The sequence below is a fragment of the Flavobacterium sp. GP15 genome (assembly GCF_014281985.1).
Lineage (GTDB): Bacteria > Bacteroidota > Bacteroidia > Flavobacteriales > Flavobacteriaceae > Flavobacterium > Flavobacterium pygoscelis.
Map to the genome: position 1 here is coordinate 73,234 of NZ_JACFTC010000009.1, position 17,637 is coordinate 90,870.

The following is a 17,637-nucleotide window of genomic DNA, read 5'->3' on the forward strand; positions in this document are numbered from 1 at the left end:
CAATTAAAAACTTAAAAATAGTACTTTCATTAAACTCTAAAAGCACTATTAATACAAGAGGTCAAATTGCTTTATCTTACAACTTATTTTATTTTTGGTCAATATAAGGATCATTGAATAAAGCATTAGGTTTCATCAATACAAGGTTATTTTGAAAATCAAGTAAAATCGTGAACTGTTTTAAAATTTCATTTCCTAAAACGTGTACATTTTTGTCCCAGACTGGTTTTTGTGCAGTTGTGATCTGAACAGGAATATCTTTGAGTTCGTATTTTCCTATCTTAAAACGATTCAGGTTTGAAGTAGTTACCGATATTTCGTTTCCTTGTGCGCCTTTCATTACTATTTTTTTTATAAATCTCATTTTTGTAATAGGAAAGTGAGCTGCTTGCAAGAGATTATGGTCTAACATAAGCGTTCTTTCAAATCCAGTATCGAATAGAAAAAGGTCTTTTACCATTTTTCCACCCTGCTTTATTTCACTTGACACAAAAAATAAAGTTTTGTAAAACTCCATTTTTAATGAAGTGAAGTTAGAATCCAACAATGCATAAGATGGCATCAAAGAGTGTATAATCAAATACTTTTTATCGTAATTAATTTCAACAACTTTTCCTTTAAAAAAATCCCAGCCAAACCTTCCTTCAGTTCCATGTCCTGCTAATTCGGCATCATAAACTTTAGTTTTGTAAGTAGTATTTCCTATTTGTAAATCGTACAAAGTGTTATAAAGTGCTGGTTTTGTCTTCACTTTATTATTCAGAACATCATTTGTTAAAACGAGTTCTGTTGTTCCAGTATCAAAATTTAAATTTAAAGTGTCTTTATGGTTAAAAATAGCTTTTATAAAAATGGTGTTATACTCATTAAGACCCATTGCAATAGTATCACTAGTGTGTAAATTTTGTCCAAAAATGCTGTTACATAACAGTAGTGGAATAACAAACAATATAGTTTTCATCTTTTTATTTATTTGTCTTATTTTTTTATCAGCTGTAAGTAATTATACTGCTATTTTGCCATCAAAAAGATCTAGTGATTTGTCTAATTTATAATTAATATTGTAGACATTTATTCTGTTATTTATGAATCTTCTAAAAGTGTTGTTTTTAAATTTTAAGTTTTTTTATTGGTATTTTTTTCTAAAATTGCAATAGCACCACTTTCATCATTTAATAGATAATATTGAATCCAAATTTCTTTGTCTTTGGTTTTAATTATATATGTGTTGATTGCGTCTAATAAGTTATAATCTATAGAAAAACCATAATGTTTGTCTATTAATTCTGTATTGCCAATTCTTTCAATTTCTGATTTTGGAACCGTTACGTTATTAACATTAACACCACCTAAATCTAAAATTGCTTCTTCAAAGCTTTTTCCAACTAGTAAACTATTAAATCTTTTTCCATCACTTCTATCTTTCTCTATAGTCGATTTAAAAGTTTTTCCATCAACAGGAATTAGTTTGCCCGCAACTGCAAAATATTCTCTATCAAAATCTCGTATGTATTTTTTATTAATATTTTTGTCGTAACCATAAGTATAATTTTCTGGTGGATTTATATAGGGAAAAACACCAAGTTCAGCAGAAGATTCAGCAATGTCATCAATTTTAAAATCAACATTTGTTTTAATTTTAGCATCTGATTTATTTTCTATTTTGGGTAAGCTATCAATTACCTTTCCCTCAGATTGCTCTTTTTTGGCAGAATTGTTACAGGAAAAAATAAGAAATGAAACAATAAATATTCCAATATTTTTTTTCATTTTATTACTTTTTAAAAAATGATTAATAGATTAAAAATCAGAGATTTTCATTCAAATATAATCTAAAGGAATTTATTATTGTAAGAAAAATTTAGTATTAAGATAAAAAATGATTAAAATAGTTATTACTATTTTTTTTGAGTTTGATAGTATTTAATTTTAATAGTTAAAAGAAACTTTTGGCAAACACCAATAAATCATTTCTTTATCTTGTTTTATTATTTTAAAATTTAATTTTTTTAGTAAATGAATAGACGCCTCATTTTCCATTAAACATCTAGCAGTAATTTCTTTTACAATTGGATTTAAAAAAGCCCAAGCAATAAGTTCATTTGTTGCTTCAAGAGCGTATCCATTTTTTTGTTCTTCCTCAATAATACCATAGCCAAGATCTATATTATTATCCTGAGGATTAAAGCCTTTAAATCCTAGGTCTCCAATTATTTCATAATTTTCTTTTTTGATAATCATCCAAGATTCAAACCCCGTAGGATTTTCCACTTTTGATAAATTGTCAATGATTTTTGGTAAAGTTTCAAGAACCTCTGCATCCGGCCAACCCAAGGCTCTATTTAATTTTAAGGAATGTAAATTTCTAAAATCTGATTTCAAAATGGTTTCACATATTTCTATCGTAAAAGGAATTAAAATTAATCTTTTTGTTAAAAGTTTAAGCATTTTTTTTTGAATGATTTATAATATGATGTTGACATTGTTGAGTTTAATCAGAGACTTTTCCCTTATTAAATAATAACTTTATTAATTGCTTTAATTATGTTAAATTTTATTTTTCATAAAAAAGTCATTCTAATATGCTATTTTTTTATTTTTTCAAGATTGTTATAATTGCTTCTGATATTTCAAAAATTTTGCCTTTATAATTATTGTCAAGCAAAACTATTGTGAATTTTTCAACAATATCTGAAATTAATAATGCTTCATAATTTCCAACTCTTCCGTGATGGGAATGTAAAATTAAATTTTGATTTTTGTATGTTGCATTACCTAAAGCTGATTGTGTTTCTTCTGAATTAAAACTTTGACCAATTTCATAAAGAGATTTTTTATTTATTATTTTACCGGAGTGTAGTAAATTTGCCCATTTTAATAAATCAGTTGTAGTTATATAAATTCCACCTGTAATTGGTAAATCTTTTTTATCTCTTATTAGATTACTATTAAATCCCTTGGCAATATTATGCTCATTTTCAAAAGGGGTCATTAATGAGGAATTCATTTTGCAAGGTTTGAATATGAATTTTTCTACATATTCTTTATAATTGATTCCACTTACTCTTTCCACAATAAAGTGCCGTAAAAAGATATTATTGTTATTGTAATCGTAATTTGTTCCAGGTATAAAGTCAAGACTGTCGATTATTTTTAAATCTTCAAAAAGATCTTTGTCGTTTTTTATTTTTTTCCAATTTACGTCTGGTATGCCACTTGTATATTTTAGTAAGTCCTTAATGGCAACCTCATTTGACCATTTTGGTAATTCTGGAATAAATTTTGAAACCTTATCGTCCAAATTCAATTTTCCTTGTTCCTGCAACTTTAATAAAGCAACAGCACTAAATTCTTTTGTTATCGAACCAATATTAAATCTATAATCAGTGGTTAATTTTGTTGTTTTAGTTTCATCACTATACCCGAACGAATTATTATATATTAATTTGTTATTTTTTGAAATAAGTACATTTCCATTAAAAGTTCCGTTTTGATAATACTTATTCATTATCGAATCAATTTGATTTACTTTGTTATTTTGTGCCGATAAATTATTTATCAACAGCACAATAAGAATTACAATTAAAAAGGAACATTTATTGTTTTTCATAGTTTTATAAATATTTTTTATTTGAATTTTGAGGATTTGATATGAATACATTCTAAAAACTTGCATACATCTTTGAGCTACGAGCGGTTTGTGAATAAAGATGCGAGATTTTTCCGTTAAACACAAATTTTCCAACTACAAAACCATCTTCAAATTAAGCCTAAAACTCCAATCTCGCCAAACGGCCGTTGGTAGAAGTTATTTTTCATATAATTTTGTAATTTCTTTTTCTAAAAAAATCTTTTCATAATCTCTTATTGTAAGTTTGTCTAAATATTCTATATCATCTTTACTTACACCAAAAAACAGACTTCCTCTTGTTTCTGATTCTAAAATACTATCCAATTTTATACTAATCAATCCATTATCTAGTTTTTTTAATTTTATTGTAGAAGTTATTTTACTTTTTGATTTTTCAAGTTCAAAAACATAATTATAATCTTGAGCACTGCCATAAACTTTTTCCAATTTTAATTTATTTATTACTTCTTGTTTTTCTAATTTTAAGGTAATTTCTAAATTTGATTTTAATTTTATTTCTCCGTGTACTTTAGGCAATGATGTTGCAATAAATGCAAAAGAACATACGGAAAGAATAATAGGTTTAAAATTAATTTTACTTGTCAAGTAATCATTTAAATTGGAATTCCAATATAAATATGAAATTGGTAAAATTAATAATGTTACTAAATCAGAATAATCAATTGTTCTATTCAACCCAATCCCAATAGATTGAAAAAAAACAAGAATTGGTTGTATTATTTCGGATTTCCACAAAATGAATAATATTGCAGTTCCTAAATAGTTAATTTTTACTTTTTCGGGAAACAATAAACTCAAAAAGTATGGAAATGCAAAAAGCCCTGCGACATCTGATAATTTTCCAGTAAAAAAATTAGAATAATAACTTTTTAGAAATATATCATTTACAATTAAAATAATAATTGAAATTATAAATATTCCTCTGAAATGTTTTCTATCTTGGATCATCTTTTATAATTTTTGCCAACGTTTTGGCGCTACAAGAAGTAGGGGGATTAAAGATTCGAGTTATTTCCATTATGCACAAATTTTCCAAGTGCAATAACATCTTTAAATTCAGCCAAATGCCCAAATCTCTTGAAACTGCTGTTAGCAGAGGTTTTTTATTCTATTCCAATTTTGTTTTCGATGCAGTCAATGTACAAACAATTATTTAAAAATATTTTGTTGCCCAACATTCCTGTCATTCCCGAAAATTTCATCATCGAATATTGAGTTTGTGAAAATCCTTCTACATAGGTAACATTGGTTAATTTTATCTTTTTGTCGCAAAATTGAATATTTTGGTTGCAATTTGCGGTGTAAGTTGTCAAGACTTTATCCCAAGATTTTGATTTTTCGATGTTGATTTTTGAATTTGGAAGTTTCAGCTTTTCCCAAAGTTCTTTGTTTGTTAGCAATTCGTAAGCACTTGTTCCCGAGTCAAACAAAAATTTTTCTTCAGTTCCATTTAACAAACCACGAAATATAATTTTTCTTTTTTTGAATTTAAAATTAAACAATTTTCCTTGAAATTGAATTGGTTCATTTGATAGATTTAATGCAATGTAATTTTCCTTGAAATTTATTACGGTTTTGCGATTTTCTAAAATATCTGCTCCAATTGTTCCAATAATTTTTAAAGTGTCATTTTTATCATCATCATTACCAATATTCAAAATTTGGAACTTGTCCGATATTATTTTGGATTTTCCAATGTAAAATATTGTTTTTGCTCGTTCCCGATTTACATTAATTTGCGTTAGCTTATCAATTGCTTTTGAATAAAAAACAGTTGATGGTGAACCTGTGTCAAATTGCAAATAATAAGTTGCTGTGTCATTTGGGAAATGAATTGGAAGTAACAGCACATTTTTATAATTACCCAGCCAAGTAAAAGGGATATTTCCACTTTCGTTTTCTACAGTTAGGTAATTTTTTTCGGGTGTGAATTTTTGGTCAAAATAAATATAGGCACCGAGCAAACCTAAAACCAAAACAACCAAAAAAACGAGCACGATTTTCTTTAAAATTTTCATAAGATTACTTTTCTACAAAAGTCTATTTATAAAACCATATTTTTTGAAAAAACGATATGCCAATTTTATGTCAATTACACGACAAAATTTATAAATAATTGATTTTCAAAATCTTATTTAAATCTTCTTTTTTATTTAAACTAATGCCATTTATGATGATGATCATTAATTTTAAAGAAATAATTGTAAGTAATGGGATTAAAAAAAGTGGAAAACTAAGCGATAATTCCTTTTGAATAAATGGACTTATGATAAGCGAAAACGAAAGCAAAACGGTTAATATAATTTGCACACTTACGATGTTTTTACCCAATTCTTTGTTTTTTTTGTCTCTAGTTTTGTTTGTTAATATTAATGGAAATATAACACCACCAAATGGTAGTACAAGTCCCATTAAAGAGGAAAGATTAATTAATTTTGCTATGTCTATTTTTGTGATTTCTTTGGCAGAAATTAATTTTTCAGGCTCGATTTCAAAAGTTTTTACAAGTGTTTTTAATGTAAATCCTTTTGGAATATTTCCAGCTTCAATTCGCTGGATTGTTCGCAAGGAAAGCCCACTTTTTTCAGCAAGTTCAGTTTGCGTTAAGTTTTTTTCTTTTCTTAATTGTTGAACAATTGTCTTCATTTGTCGATTTGTTGCGATTTTGTAAACTTTCTGCTAACGTCTTGGCGCTACAAGTTATATGGGATTAAAGATGCGAGATTTTTCCATTATGCACAAGTTTTCCAAGTACAAAACCATCTTTAAATTTAGTCTAATTCCCAAATATCTTGTAACGGCTGTTGGGCGATGCATTTATTAGTCTTCTAATCTTGTATAATATAATTCAGAATTTCCACAAACCATTTCAGTTCTTCCGTTTTCAGTTTTTTGTCCTGAATAAAATTGTCTTAATTCAGAATTATTTTTATTTATGCTAAAACTCCAAATTTCATTGTCTGAAAATAATAACTCATTTGAGTAATTATCTTCATTTACTGATGTGAAAAAAATTAAATCTTCAGATTTTACTAGTTTTAATTCCTTTGTAGATTTGTTTTGATTGAAAAAGATAAGTTTGTTTTTTTCAATAATTAATATTTGATTATTTAATGAATCTTTATAGTTTTCGAACCCCCAATTTGAACCAGTTCTATTTAGATTCCATTTACCAATAATACTTTCTATATACTTTTTTCTTGGTACCGATTTTAAAGAATCTGTTTTTATTTTGGCAATTTTCCCTAAATCATTATTTGGATTTAGTTCATAAACATATATGTAAAATCCTATTGCACTCGCATTATCTGATTTATTAAGAGATTCTTGTGCTTCTTTTAGATATACTTTCTGATTTTTTAGAGATTTTGATTTTTGAGACCAAATTAGGCAAAAGCTAAATAAGAATATTGTTAAAATATATTTTTTCATTTTTAATATTTCTCTGTTTTTTTGTCTTGTCCTAATATAGGTTGACTATTTTTGGTTACTGTATAATTTCAAAAATAGTTTATTATTGACGTAATATTGATAAGTTTAGAAAAAATCTTTGAAGGGATTTTTTTCCAAACTTGTCAACATTCCTACGTAGCTAAAGTAGTATTTTTTTTGTTTTTATAAGACTTGTATTTGTGTGTTTGATTTTGATGTGCATATTGTGGAGTTTTCATTTCAAGGGAGCAATGTCTACGCTCATTATTGTAAATTTCGATAGCTTGTTTAACCATTTTTTCAGCTGTTTTTAAATTAGCAATAGTCTTGTTTAGTCCAAATTCATGTTTTAAAATTCCGTTAATTCTTTCTGCTACTGCGTTTTCATAAGGGCTTGAGTTTTGAGTTGTACTTAAAATAATATTCTTAGATTTGGCAAATTCAGCAAAGTCTGGACAGCAATATTGTATCCCTCTATCGGAATGATGGATTAGATTTTCGTTGTTATAAATTCTATTTTTAACTGCCATATTTAGTGCGTCTTTGACGAGTTGAACTCTCATATTTGTATCAATTTTGTATCCCATAATTTTCTTGGAATACACGTCAGTAACCAGGGCTAAATAGGCATGTTGCGAAGCCAGTTTGATGTATGTTATATCACTAACAAATACTTGTTCTGCATGCTTTATTTCAAGATTAATAAGTAAGTCTTTTGACTTATAAAACCCATGTTTTGAATCGGTTGTTATATGATATAGCTTTGTTTTTTTGATTAATAAATTGTGATATTTTAAAAAGTAAAAGAATTTATCTCTCCCTATTTTTATATCATTTTTTAGAAAGTCATCTTGCAAGTCTAGGTATAATTTTTTTGCTCCATATCGTGCCATTTTTTGACGAATAGGAGTGATGATTTCTTTGATTATATGAGCCTGTGACTCTTGCGTTTTTTGCTTGTTAATTCGTTTGTAATAAGCCTGTTTGCTTATTCCGAAGCATTGTGAGAACCATTTGATTTTAAAAGGTCTTTTTTCTTTTTCTCCACTTCTTTTAGTAATGCTTCGGGTAATGACTTTTTTGCGAAATCAAGATTAGTACTGACTTCAAAATCAGCAATTATCATTTGTTGAAAGTCTTTAACGAATTCGAGTTCTTCGATACGTTCTTTGAGTTTTTTGATTTCATCGTTTTTGCTCATTGTTTTAGAATTTTGTTCAAAGGAACGCAATTTTTTCATCCAATAGGTTATTGAAGAGCGAGAAATTCCATGTAATTTAGAAGCGTGATTTACTGAAATTTGACCGTTTGAAATTTGGTCAATGATGGAAAGTTTTAGGTCGAAACCAATTTTTTTGTACTCAATTTTTGGACAGTGTCCATTTTTTGTGGGTTCCATAGTTTGCTAAAAGTGTTTAATTTTTAGTCAACCTATTTCAGGATTTGTCACCAACGCTGCTGACCGCTAACGTCTTGGCGCTTGGTGAGGTTGGGGACTTTAAAGCAGAGTATTTTCTGCCGAAACGAAGATATGATAAAAAACGCTAATTCCACTAAAACCCCAATCTCGCCAAACGGCTGTTGGTAGCTGGCAATTTATTTATTCCGTTTTATTTTAATTGGATTTTGACGAGTATCAAATACGTCTGCAATTTTTATAAGTTTTAATTCAATATCGATTGAATAGATAATTTTATAATTATCACAAACTATATATCTATAATCATCTTCTCTGTCAATCAATAATTCTTCGATTTGAAACATTTCTGAATTTAGTAGAAGTCTATTTGGTTCAGCTAAAATATTTTTAAGTATGTTTTTAGCAACTTTTTTATTAGCCTTTTCAATATAATATTTGAAAATTTTATCAAGTTCACTTTCTGCAAAGTTTGACCATATTACTTTATAGCTCATTAATTGTATTTCTTTAGAAGTTCAGAAGTACTTTTATACTTACCATTTTTGAAATCATTCTCTGATTTATCAATTCTGTCGTTAAATTCTTTTAAAGACATAGGTTTAAAATCTGAATTTTGTTCTAACTCAATAGTAGATTTCTTTCTCAATATATTTTCTAATTGAGAAATCACTTCTTCACTTTGAAGCTTAAGGAAAGCTTGCACAAATTCTATTTTTCTACTTTGAATATCCATAATAAAATATTTTTTTCAAAATTACGAATTATCTCAAACAACACATTCGATTCTCCGTTTTTTTTTGCTTGCTACCAACGTCTCGCGGCTTGCAGAAGTGGCGAACTTCGTAACCGATTATTTTCGGCTAAGATAAAATTTCTTGCGAAAAATAAACGTGAATTTACTACATATCTCGCCATTTTTGCAAACCGCTGTTAGCGGTTCGGTTGTTTTTTTTCGTTAACTTTGTTTTCTAGTACACAAATTAATTCTACTTCTTTGTATTTTATTTTTTAAAACTCCATTTTCAAATATAAAAGTAAGTATAATAAAATTAATGATTTATAAATTCAGAACCTGAAATATATTTCAAATCGCCTAAATAAATGATTGCAATAATTATTGAACTAAACCATAAAAAGGCAAAAATTTTAATAAAATTTATCTCTTTTTTTTCTGAATAATAATTTTTGTAAACTGGATTTCGCTTAAAAAAAAGTGGAAACGAATTTAAAATAAATCCAGAGAAAAAAATTATTTGGCAAAAAGTTCTATTTTTTGTTTTGTGAATTTGAGTTAAATTATAATCTGTTAAATCCTCATTTTTATAAACCATTTCGTAAATATTCTCTTCTGATAATTTGATTGTGATAATTGTATCTTTATGAATATTTTTATTAAAACTTTCTATTTTAAGATATTTATAATCTATACCATCTAACTTGTATTCAATATTTTCGCTGTAAATTCCTAGCCAATTGCTTGAATTTTTTCCTCTAGATTTTTTAAATTTTGGTTCTCTGTCTAGTTTAATTTCAATTTCTTTTAAGTCTTCTATTTTGGGATGTGGTGTTTGGAAAAAAGTGAAAATTGACAATAATAAAAAAATCCCAGCGAATATTGAAAATTTCGCCTTCTTTTCATTCCAAGTTAGTTCTGACCAAGATTTTTTCATATCACTCATTCTTTCAATTAACTATGAAATCAATAATTATTTTTTTAACGTACTCTTTTTACGCGGTTTTTCTCAACTGACCGCTAACGTTTCGCGGCTTGCAGAAGTGGCGAACTTCGTAACCGAGATTTTTCGGCTAAGATAAAATTTCTTGCGAAAGATAAACGTGAATTTACCACATATTTCGCCATTTATGCAAACCGCTGTTATGCCTAGTGTATTTTCTCGTTTGGTTTTTTAAATATTCTTAAACCAAAGTAAAATAATATAGTTATAAAACCAATATATCCAATTTCTGAAGAATTTGATTTAGGATTGTTTAATATTCCAAAAGACAATAAAGAAAGTCCGATTATAACTAACGTTTCCCAAATAATTTTTCTAGTCTTTATCATAAAAAACAAATTCAAAAGAGCAATAAGAACTAATATCGTATAAAATGTTATTATCCAATAAAACAAATGCCAAGAATCACTTTTCTCAATATAATTTGGCATAAAATTTATTTCAGAAGAGTAAACTATTAATATCAAAATAATACTTAAAAAGAATAGAATTTTAGCTTTCATTATTTAAAGAATTCATTTTTGTGGTTCTGCTTGTTCGCAACGTTTTTTTTACATTAGGCATAACGTCTTGTCGCTACAAGAAGTTTGGGATTAAAGATGCGAGATTTTTCCATTAAACACAAATTTTCCTGAAACAAAACCATTTTCAAATTAAGCCAAATACCCAAATTTCTTGTAACGACTGTTAGTGGCAGGATTTTTAATATAGTAGTTTTGAGTAATTTACTTCCAAGGTTTAATTGTTAAACATCTAATTTTATTTCTAGATTTCTATCTTAAAATTATTGCATTAAATACTAAAATTGAGTTTATGTCTTTTTACAATTTGAATTTAAATATATAACACATAAGACGATTGTTAATTACGAAATTGTTCGTTTGCACCTTTTACATAATATTTTCAGCTAATAACGTCTTAATATTAATGTTGAATTCAAAATTTGCTCGTTTGCACCTTTTACATTTTATTTTTAGACTATAATTTTCAAGATTTGATCTAAAATACAAATTTATTATTTATTCATTTCTGATTAAAATTTTTCAAATGTTTTAAAGTAAGAAAAGTTGTACTTTTATTTGATTAATCGTCAAAGCTTCGCAATTAAAATCACATTTTATTATTATAATTTTTTCTAAAATACTGTTTTTCAATATTTTGTATTTTTTCAATCTTGCCACTAACGTCTTGGCGCTACAAGAAGTTTGGGATTAAAGATGCGAGATTTTTCCATTATGCACAAATTTTCCAAATACAAAACTATATTTAAATTAAGCCAAATGCCCAAATTTCTTGTAACGGCTGTTGGCAGTAGTTTTTTATTCTAATTCTATTAAATTCTCATTTGGCAAGTCGTACTCATATAATTTGTTTATATCGCCATGTTCATAATATAACCATTGCATAGTATTTACTCTATGTTCAAAAATGTATGCAATACCAATTACTGTATATTCTTTACCATCTCTTGTTTGTTCTTCTATTGAGTATTCCAATTGCTTTTTCTCTGTTATACAAGATTTAATCATTTTATTTTTCGAATTAGCAATGTAATATTCAACAATTAGATACAATTTATCTAAGTAGCTTTCAGAATAGTTATTTTCATTTGACCAATTATATTTTATTTTATTCTTGTATTCTTTTCTAAAAATAGAGACATTTCCGTCTTTAATTTTTTTTACTGAAACAGTCCATTCCGCAAGTTCAGGAGTTTCTCCATCGCCAGCAATATAAATAGTATCGTTCTTCCATTTAATTTCTACAATATCCCCCTTTAATAAAGCTCTGTCATCAATTTTATCGTTAATAAATCCGAAATTTTCTTTATCTTTTTTAGCGTTTAATAAAGTATAATCTCCGTCATCATTATATTCAATAAAGCTCATGGTGTCTATGTATGTTATATTCTCTGTTTTTTTTATATTATCAATTTTGCTTTTCGATTTTATAATATGTGGAACTGATGTTTTATTTTCAGTTTTATTGTTACAAGAATAAAACAATATAATAATTATAACTACTGATATTTTCTTCATAGGTCATTGAATTCTGCTGTCGGTTTTAAAATTACTGCCAACGTCTTGGCGCTTGGCGAGGTTGCGAACTTCGTAACCGAGTTCTTTCGGCTAAGATAGAATATCTTGCGAAAGAAAAATATGAATTAACCACAGAATTCGCAATCTCGCCAAACGGCTGTTGTGCGATCGCTTTTTTATTTACTATATTTTTAAATCATCGATATTTTCGCCTGTCAAATTTTGCAAGTTTTCGGTGATTTTTTCAATTTCCCAATTCCACCAAGCAATTTTTAAAAGTTTTTCGATTTGCTCTTTATTAAACCTTTTTTTTATTTCTTTTGCTGGATTTCCGCCAACAATTGAATATGGTTCAACGTTTTTAGTTACAGTTGAATTACTTGCAATTATTGCTCCATCTCCAATTTTTATTCCGGGCATAATTGTAGTGTTAAATCCTATCCAAACATCATTTCCAATTTCAGTATTTCCTTTATTTGGATATGTTTTTCCATCCATTGCATTTTTCCAATTTCCACCAAATATTGCAAAAGGAAATGAACTAATTGATTTTGACAGATGATTTGCGCCATTCATAATGAATTTGACATCAGATGCTATCATACAAAACTTTCCAATTATTAATTTATCACCGATAAAGTCAAAATGATATTTAACATTTTTCTCAAAATTTTCTACATTTTCAAAGTCATCGTAGTAAGTAAAATCGCCAACAATTATATTTGGATTTTTAATTACATTTTTAAGAAAACAAAGTCTTTCGTAATTTTCAAGAGGAAATTTTATGTCTTTATTTGGAGTTTTCATTTAGATAAATTTCTGTTTTTCAGTGCGATTTGTCTTGTCCTGATATAGGTTGACTATTTTTGGTTACTTAATAATTTCAAAAATAGTTTATTATTGACGTAATATTGATAAGTTTAGAAAAAATCTTTGAAGGGATTTTTTTCCAAACTTGTCAACATTCCTACGTAGCTAAAGTAGTATTTTTTTTGTTTTTATAAGACTTGTATTTGTGTGTTTGATTTTGATGTGCATATTGTGGAGTTTTCATTTCAAGGGAGCAATGTCTACGCTCATTATTGTAAATTTCGATAGCTTGTTTAACCATTTTTTCAGCTGTTTTTAAATTAGGAATAGTCTTGTTTAGTCCAAATTCATGTTTTAAAATTCCGTTAATTCTTTCTGCTACTGCGTTTTCATAAGGGCTTGAGTTTTGAGTTGTACTTAAAATAATATTCTTAGATTTGGCAAATTCAGCAAAGTCTGGACAGCAATATTGTATCCCTCTATCGGAATGATGGATTAGATTTTCGTTGTTATAAATTCTATTTTTAACTGCCATATTTAGTGCGTCTTTGACGAGTTGAACTCTCATATTTGTATCAATTTTGTATCCCATAATTTTCTTGGAATACACGTCAGTAACCAGGGCTAAATAGGCATGTTGCGAAGCCAGTTTGATGTATGTTATATCACTAACAAATACTTGTTCTGCATGCTTTATTTCAAGATTAATAAGTAAGTCTTTTGACTTATAAAACCCATGTTTTGAATCGGTTGTTATATGATATAGCTTTGTTTTTTTGATTAATAAATTGTGATATTTTAAAAAGTAAAAGAATTTATCTCTCCCTATTTTTATATCATTTTTTAGAAAGTCATCTTGCAAGTCTAGGTATAATTTTTTTGCTCCATATCGTGCCATTTTTTGACGAATAGGAGTGATGATTTCTTTGATTATATGAGCCTGTGACTCTTGCGTTTTTTGCTTGTTAATTCGTTTGTAATAAGCCTGTTTGCTTATTCCGAAGCATTGTGAGAACCATTTGATTTTAAAAGGTCTTTTTTCTTTTTCTCCACTTCTTTTAGTAATGCTTCGGGTAATGACTTTTTTGCGAAATCAAGATTAGTACTGACTTCAAAATCAGCAATTATCATTTGTTGAAAGTCTTTAACGAATTCGAGTTCTTCGATACGTTCTTTGAGTTTTTTGATTTCATCGTTTTTGCTCATTGTTTTAGAATTTTGTTCAAAGGAACGCAATTTTTTCATCCAATAGGTTATTGAAGAGCGAGAAATTCCATGTAATTTAGAAGCGTGATTTACTGAAATTTGACCGTTTGAAATTTGGTCAATGATGGAAAGTTTTAGGTCGAAACCAATTTTTTTGTACTCAATTTTTGGACAGTGTCCATTTTTTGTGGGTTCCATAGTATGCTAAAAGTGTTTAATTTTTAGTCAACCTATTTCAGGATTTTTCAGCTCAAATTATGTTGCCTAACGTCTTGGCGCTTGGCGTGGTTGGGAACTTATGAAACCGAGTATTTTCGGCTTAATGTAAATGTGATTAAAAAACGCTAATTCCACTAAATCCCCAATCTTGCCAAACGGCTGTTATGGGCTCGGCTTCTTAGTTCTGCTGTTTCCAAGTGTTAAATATTTTTGAAGTCATATTAGCAATTTCAGCTCTGCAAGGTTCGTTCTCAGAGGTAAATATTAATTTAGTTGGGTTTAATGTTCTAACAGGTTGTAATAAAAAATTTTCAGCGATTTGTGTAATTCCAATTCTTGTTTCTAAAAACAGTCTTTCACATTCGTCTGTCCACTTATTATTAAACTGTTTTTCTTTTAAGTTCAAAAATGTTGATAAATGAAGGTCTGTTATTGTAGTGACGAAATCTATTTGTTCTTGTGTCATTTAATTTGGTTTAGTTTTTTTGTTATTGTATTTATATATTATACAGAAGGTAAAAAAAATAAAAGGGTTTTGAACAAATACAACAATTTTATAATTGTAAAATAATATTTCATACGAAAGTCCTATTGTGTAAAATGAAATTATTTTTTTGAGTAGCGATATACATATCGTTCATTTCTTGAAATGTCATTCATTATAAGTGTTCCATCATTCTCTAAATAAATTTCACCTTGCATATTTGTATTAAAATATATCTTAGATTGAGATTTTGTTTTATCAATTGTATACCTATATGAACGTTCAGATACTATATCGAATCCCATACCCTTTATGCGGAACATAGTAAACTGTATTTTACCTGAGTTAACATCATTATTGTTTTGAGAAAATGATAATACTGTACTATAACCATTTCCGATAGAACAACGAAAATCATAAATTTTTAAAAAATCAGCTAATTGTTGATTGTTATTAAAATCTAAATCAATTGATAATTCTTTGGCTTTTTCTTCTGAAAAATCATAAATGTTTTCTCCTATTTTTCCATTTGAATTGAATTTAGAAATTAATGATTTTCCAGAAAATTCTTTGTTTTTATTTTTGCCTTTGCTATCATTTCTGGCTAAAACGAAAAAACTATTTTTTGTATTGGAAACTATTTTAAATGCTAAGATATTATTCCCATTGACATTGATATTTGATTCATTTAATAGTTCACCCTGAAAATTTACATTGTGTAATTTTGAATATAACGGGTTATCTGATGAGTAGTATTTTCCATCTGAATCGAATGTAATTAAAAAAAGTGAATTATTGAATTTCATTAAACTAACATCATTATCACCTATTTGTCCTTTGTATGTTTTGTGCCACAAAACATTACCATTTGAATTTACACACATCAAAAGAGAGGAAAAGTTGTTACCTCTGTATTTGGATGAAACAAAAACATTATTTGCACCTTCGCATAAAATCTTGTTTCCTTCAATTGGAGAACTTCCATTTTGTTCGAAATGATAATCATTCTTTTCCCAAATTGGTTTTAAATTATTGTCTACTTGTCCAATCCATAATGACCCTTTCTTTTTCCCTGTAAAATAAAATGTTCCATTACTGGATTTTGACATTGAATTTATTTGCGAATACTCTGGAGAGCCAATGACTTCGGAACTTCCGTCAGAATAATATTTCCTTTCAGGTTCATTTCCAAAAATTTGACTTGTTATTATGTTTAGTTGCATATCCAATTTAATAATAATTCCTCTTTCTTCTCGCTTGCCAACTAAAGTAATTTCATTTTCATTAAAACAATAGGCGTTGTTTAAGTTATCCAATATTTTACTTGAACTAATATCTTTTTCTATTTTTAAAGTTCCTGATTTATCGTACAATTGAAGTTTCTTTTCTGTTGCAATAAAATAATTATGCTGTTTGGTTACTGTTAAAGTGGGGAAATCCCAGTCTGAAATTTTTTTAACCCACTCCAAACTACCAAGACTATCAACTTTATATAATTTGAAAACTCTTTTCTTCGATATTTGCATACCATCATTTATTTCTATATCAGCAATCGTAGTAAAAGCACATCCATTATCATCAGTTGCTTCTATGTTTTGTATACTACCTATATTTCCCAAAGAGCTATAATAAATAGTCCAAGTATTATTCATAGATGCTTTTATTGAATCTGAAATAAAGTTTGCTCTTTCTTGCTGAATTGTATTTAGAGAGTCTTGATTAGTCTGTTTACTTTCTTGAAATTCCGCATTTTTTACATTATTATTGCAAGAACATACAATTACACAACAAAAAAATCCTATTATAAAACGGTAAGGTATATTTATCGTTTTTACTATTGTATTACTATTTGACATCTTTATTTTACTCTTTAATTATTTAATAAACGCTATTTAAACCCGATTTGTCATTAAGTAAATTATCTACAAGTTGGACAAGAACTCCTTCTAGCCTCACTACAACATTTCATAGAACAATATATTCCAATTGAGGATGACGAAGTAGTACTGTAGCAATCAGACATTTTACCAAGATGCGTATAATGTGAACCGCTAAATGATTTACCACACCAAGAGCAAGTATTACTGCTTGAATAAGATGAACTATTGCTATATGAGGAATCACTACTGTATGAATTATCACTTTCCGATAATTTTTCAAATTTTGATAATTTTTCGTCAATTTTATTAATTAGTTTATCATTTTCTTTGCTAATTCCTCTTTGGTTACATTCAGAAGTATAACTAATAACTTCATTCTTAAAGTTAGTATAATCTGTAATCAATTGTTTATAGTCAGAGCTTTCAGAGGCATTTTCTTCCTTATCTGCCAATTCTTTATATTTAGCATTACAAGCATCTTTTTTACTTTGTAAGTCTGGTGGTAAATTATTACAACTTGTAATAAGTAAACAAAATAGGATTAAAATAAAGATGTAAACCTTATTGTTAATAATTTGAAGTAAAAATTTATTTTTCATTTTTTGAAGTTATATTAATGTGTTAATTATCTTTGTTTTTTACAATTATTTAGTCAATTCCATTCATTAAAAAGTCTTGTTTTTTAAAGGTTTTTCGTGTTTTTTCTGCAGCCTTGCCCATAACGTCTTGGCGCTTGACGTGGTTGCGGATTTTCTAGTT

General features: G+C 27.6%; 21 protein-coding genes. All 21 read right to left on the reverse strand.

Annotation, left to right across the window (positions count from 1 at the left end; translation table 11 throughout):
- Positions 1-88: 88 nt before the first annotated feature.
- The 21 genes from H2650_RS14900 to H2650_RS15000 all read right to left on the reverse strand — a co-directional run bounded on the left by H2650_RS14900 (position 89) and on the right by H2650_RS15000 (position 17,477).
- Positions 89-961, reverse strand: coding sequence for a clan AA aspartic protease (locus tag H2650_RS14900; protein WP_188051617.1), 873 nt, complete (start codon positions 959-961; stop codon positions 89-91).
- Positions 962-1,116: 155 nt separating this feature from the next.
- A complete protein-coding gene (locus H2650_RS14905) occupies positions 1,117-1,770 on the reverse strand; it encodes a hypothetical protein (RefSeq protein WP_188051618.1) in 654 nt (217 codons plus the stop codon).
- Between the two features lie 159 nt (positions 1,771-1,929).
- The gene (locus H2650_RS14910; protein WP_188051619.1) at positions 1,930-2,448 is read right to left on the reverse strand and encodes a GNAT family N-acetyltransferase; all 519 of its coding nucleotides are present in this window, start codon (positions 2,446-2,448) and stop codon (positions 1,930-1,932) included.
- A gap of 145 nt (positions 2,449-2,593) precedes the next feature.
- A complete protein-coding gene (locus tag H2650_RS14915; protein ID WP_188051620.1) occupies positions 2,594-3,610 on the reverse strand; it encodes a serine hydrolase in 1,017 nt (338 codons plus the stop codon).
- A gap of 198 nt (positions 3,611-3,808) precedes the next feature.
- On the reverse strand, positions 3,809-4,600 hold the full coding sequence (locus H2650_RS14920) for a hypothetical protein (protein ID WP_188051621.1): 792 nt from the start codon (positions 4,598-4,600) through the stop codon (positions 3,809-3,811).
- Positions 4,601-4,755: 155 nt separating this feature from the next.
- Positions 4,756-5,670, reverse strand: a complete 915-nt coding sequence (locus H2650_RS14925) for a hypothetical protein (protein ID WP_188051622.1) — start codon at positions 5,668-5,670, stop codon at positions 4,756-4,758.
- Between the two features lie 88 nt (positions 5,671-5,758).
- Positions 5,759-6,298, reverse strand: a complete 540-nt coding sequence (locus H2650_RS14930; protein ID WP_188051623.1) for a helix-turn-helix domain-containing protein — start codon at positions 6,296-6,298, stop codon at positions 5,759-5,761.
- A 174-nt stretch (positions 6,299-6,472) separates the two neighbouring features.
- Positions 6,473-7,084 carry a hypothetical protein gene (locus H2650_RS14935; protein WP_188051624.1) on the reverse strand — a complete coding sequence of 204 codons (612 nt, stop codon included), beginning with the start codon at positions 7,082-7,084 and terminating at the stop codon, positions 6,473-6,475.
- Between the two features lie 152 nt (positions 7,085-7,236).
- The gene (locus H2650_RS14940) at positions 7,237-8,157 is read right to left on the reverse strand and encodes an IS3 family transposase (protein WP_188051639.1); all 921 of its coding nucleotides are present in this window, start codon (positions 8,155-8,157) and stop codon (positions 7,237-7,239) included.
- Complete coding sequence (locus H2650_RS14945) at positions 8,073-8,483, reverse strand: helix-turn-helix domain-containing protein (RefSeq protein WP_188051625.1); 411 nt, start codon at positions 8,481-8,483, stop codon at positions 8,073-8,075. Before H2650_RS14945 ends, H2650_RS14940 begins: the two co-directional genes overlap by 85 nt.
- 197 nt (positions 8,484-8,680) lie before the next feature.
- Entirely contained in the window at positions 8,681-8,998 is a 318-nt protein-coding gene (locus H2650_RS14950; RefSeq protein ID WP_188051626.1) for a type II toxin-antitoxin system RelE/ParE family toxin, read from the reverse strand.
- Positions 8,998-9,237 carry a hypothetical protein gene (locus H2650_RS14955; protein WP_188051627.1) on the reverse strand — a complete coding sequence of 80 codons (240 nt, stop codon included), beginning with the start codon at positions 9,235-9,237 and terminating at the stop codon, positions 8,998-9,000. Before H2650_RS14955 ends, H2650_RS14950 begins: the two co-directional genes overlap by 1 nt.
- A gap of 316 nt (positions 9,238-9,553) precedes the next feature.
- Positions 9,554-10,174 (reverse strand): hypothetical protein, encoded by a 621-nt coding sequence (locus H2650_RS14960; RefSeq protein ID WP_188051628.1) that lies wholly within the window; start codon positions 10,172-10,174, stop codon positions 9,554-9,556.
- Positions 10,175-10,386: 212 nt separating this feature from the next.
- Entirely contained in the window at positions 10,387-10,569 is a 183-nt protein-coding gene (locus H2650_RS15815; RefSeq protein WP_223151122.1) for a hypothetical protein, read from the reverse strand.
- 990 nt (positions 10,570-11,559) lie between these two features.
- Positions 11,560-12,279 (reverse strand): hypothetical protein, encoded by a 720-nt coding sequence (locus H2650_RS14970; protein WP_188051630.1) that lies wholly within the window; start codon positions 12,277-12,279, stop codon positions 11,560-11,562.
- 183 nt (positions 12,280-12,462) lie between these two features.
- Entirely contained in the window at positions 12,463-13,086 is a 624-nt protein-coding gene (locus H2650_RS14975; protein ID WP_188051631.1) for a CatB-related O-acetyltransferase, read from the reverse strand.
- A 160-nt stretch (positions 13,087-13,246) separates the two neighbouring features.
- A complete protein-coding gene (locus tag H2650_RS14980) occupies positions 13,247-14,167 on the reverse strand; it encodes an IS3 family transposase (RefSeq protein WP_188051640.1) in 921 nt (306 codons plus the stop codon).
- Positions 14,083-14,493, reverse strand: coding sequence for a helix-turn-helix domain-containing protein (locus H2650_RS14985; protein ID WP_188051625.1), 411 nt, complete (start codon positions 14,491-14,493; stop codon positions 14,083-14,085). The genes H2650_RS14980 and H2650_RS14985 overlap by 85 nt, the downstream gene beginning before the upstream one ends.
- A 199-nt stretch (positions 14,494-14,692) precedes the next feature.
- Complete coding sequence (locus tag H2650_RS14990) at positions 14,693-14,980, reverse strand: hypothetical protein (protein ID WP_188051632.1); 288 nt, start codon at positions 14,978-14,980, stop codon at positions 14,693-14,695.
- 140 nt (positions 14,981-15,120) lie between these two features.
- Complete coding sequence (locus H2650_RS14995) at positions 15,121-16,854, reverse strand: hypothetical protein (protein ID WP_188051633.1); 1,734 nt, start codon at positions 16,852-16,854, stop codon at positions 15,121-15,123.
- Positions 16,855-16,916: 62 nt separating this feature from the next.
- On the reverse strand, positions 16,917-17,477 hold the full coding sequence (locus tag H2650_RS15000) for a hypothetical protein (protein WP_188051634.1): 561 nt from the start codon (positions 17,475-17,477) through the stop codon (positions 16,917-16,919).
- Between the last annotated feature and the right edge of the window lie 160 nt (positions 17,478-17,637).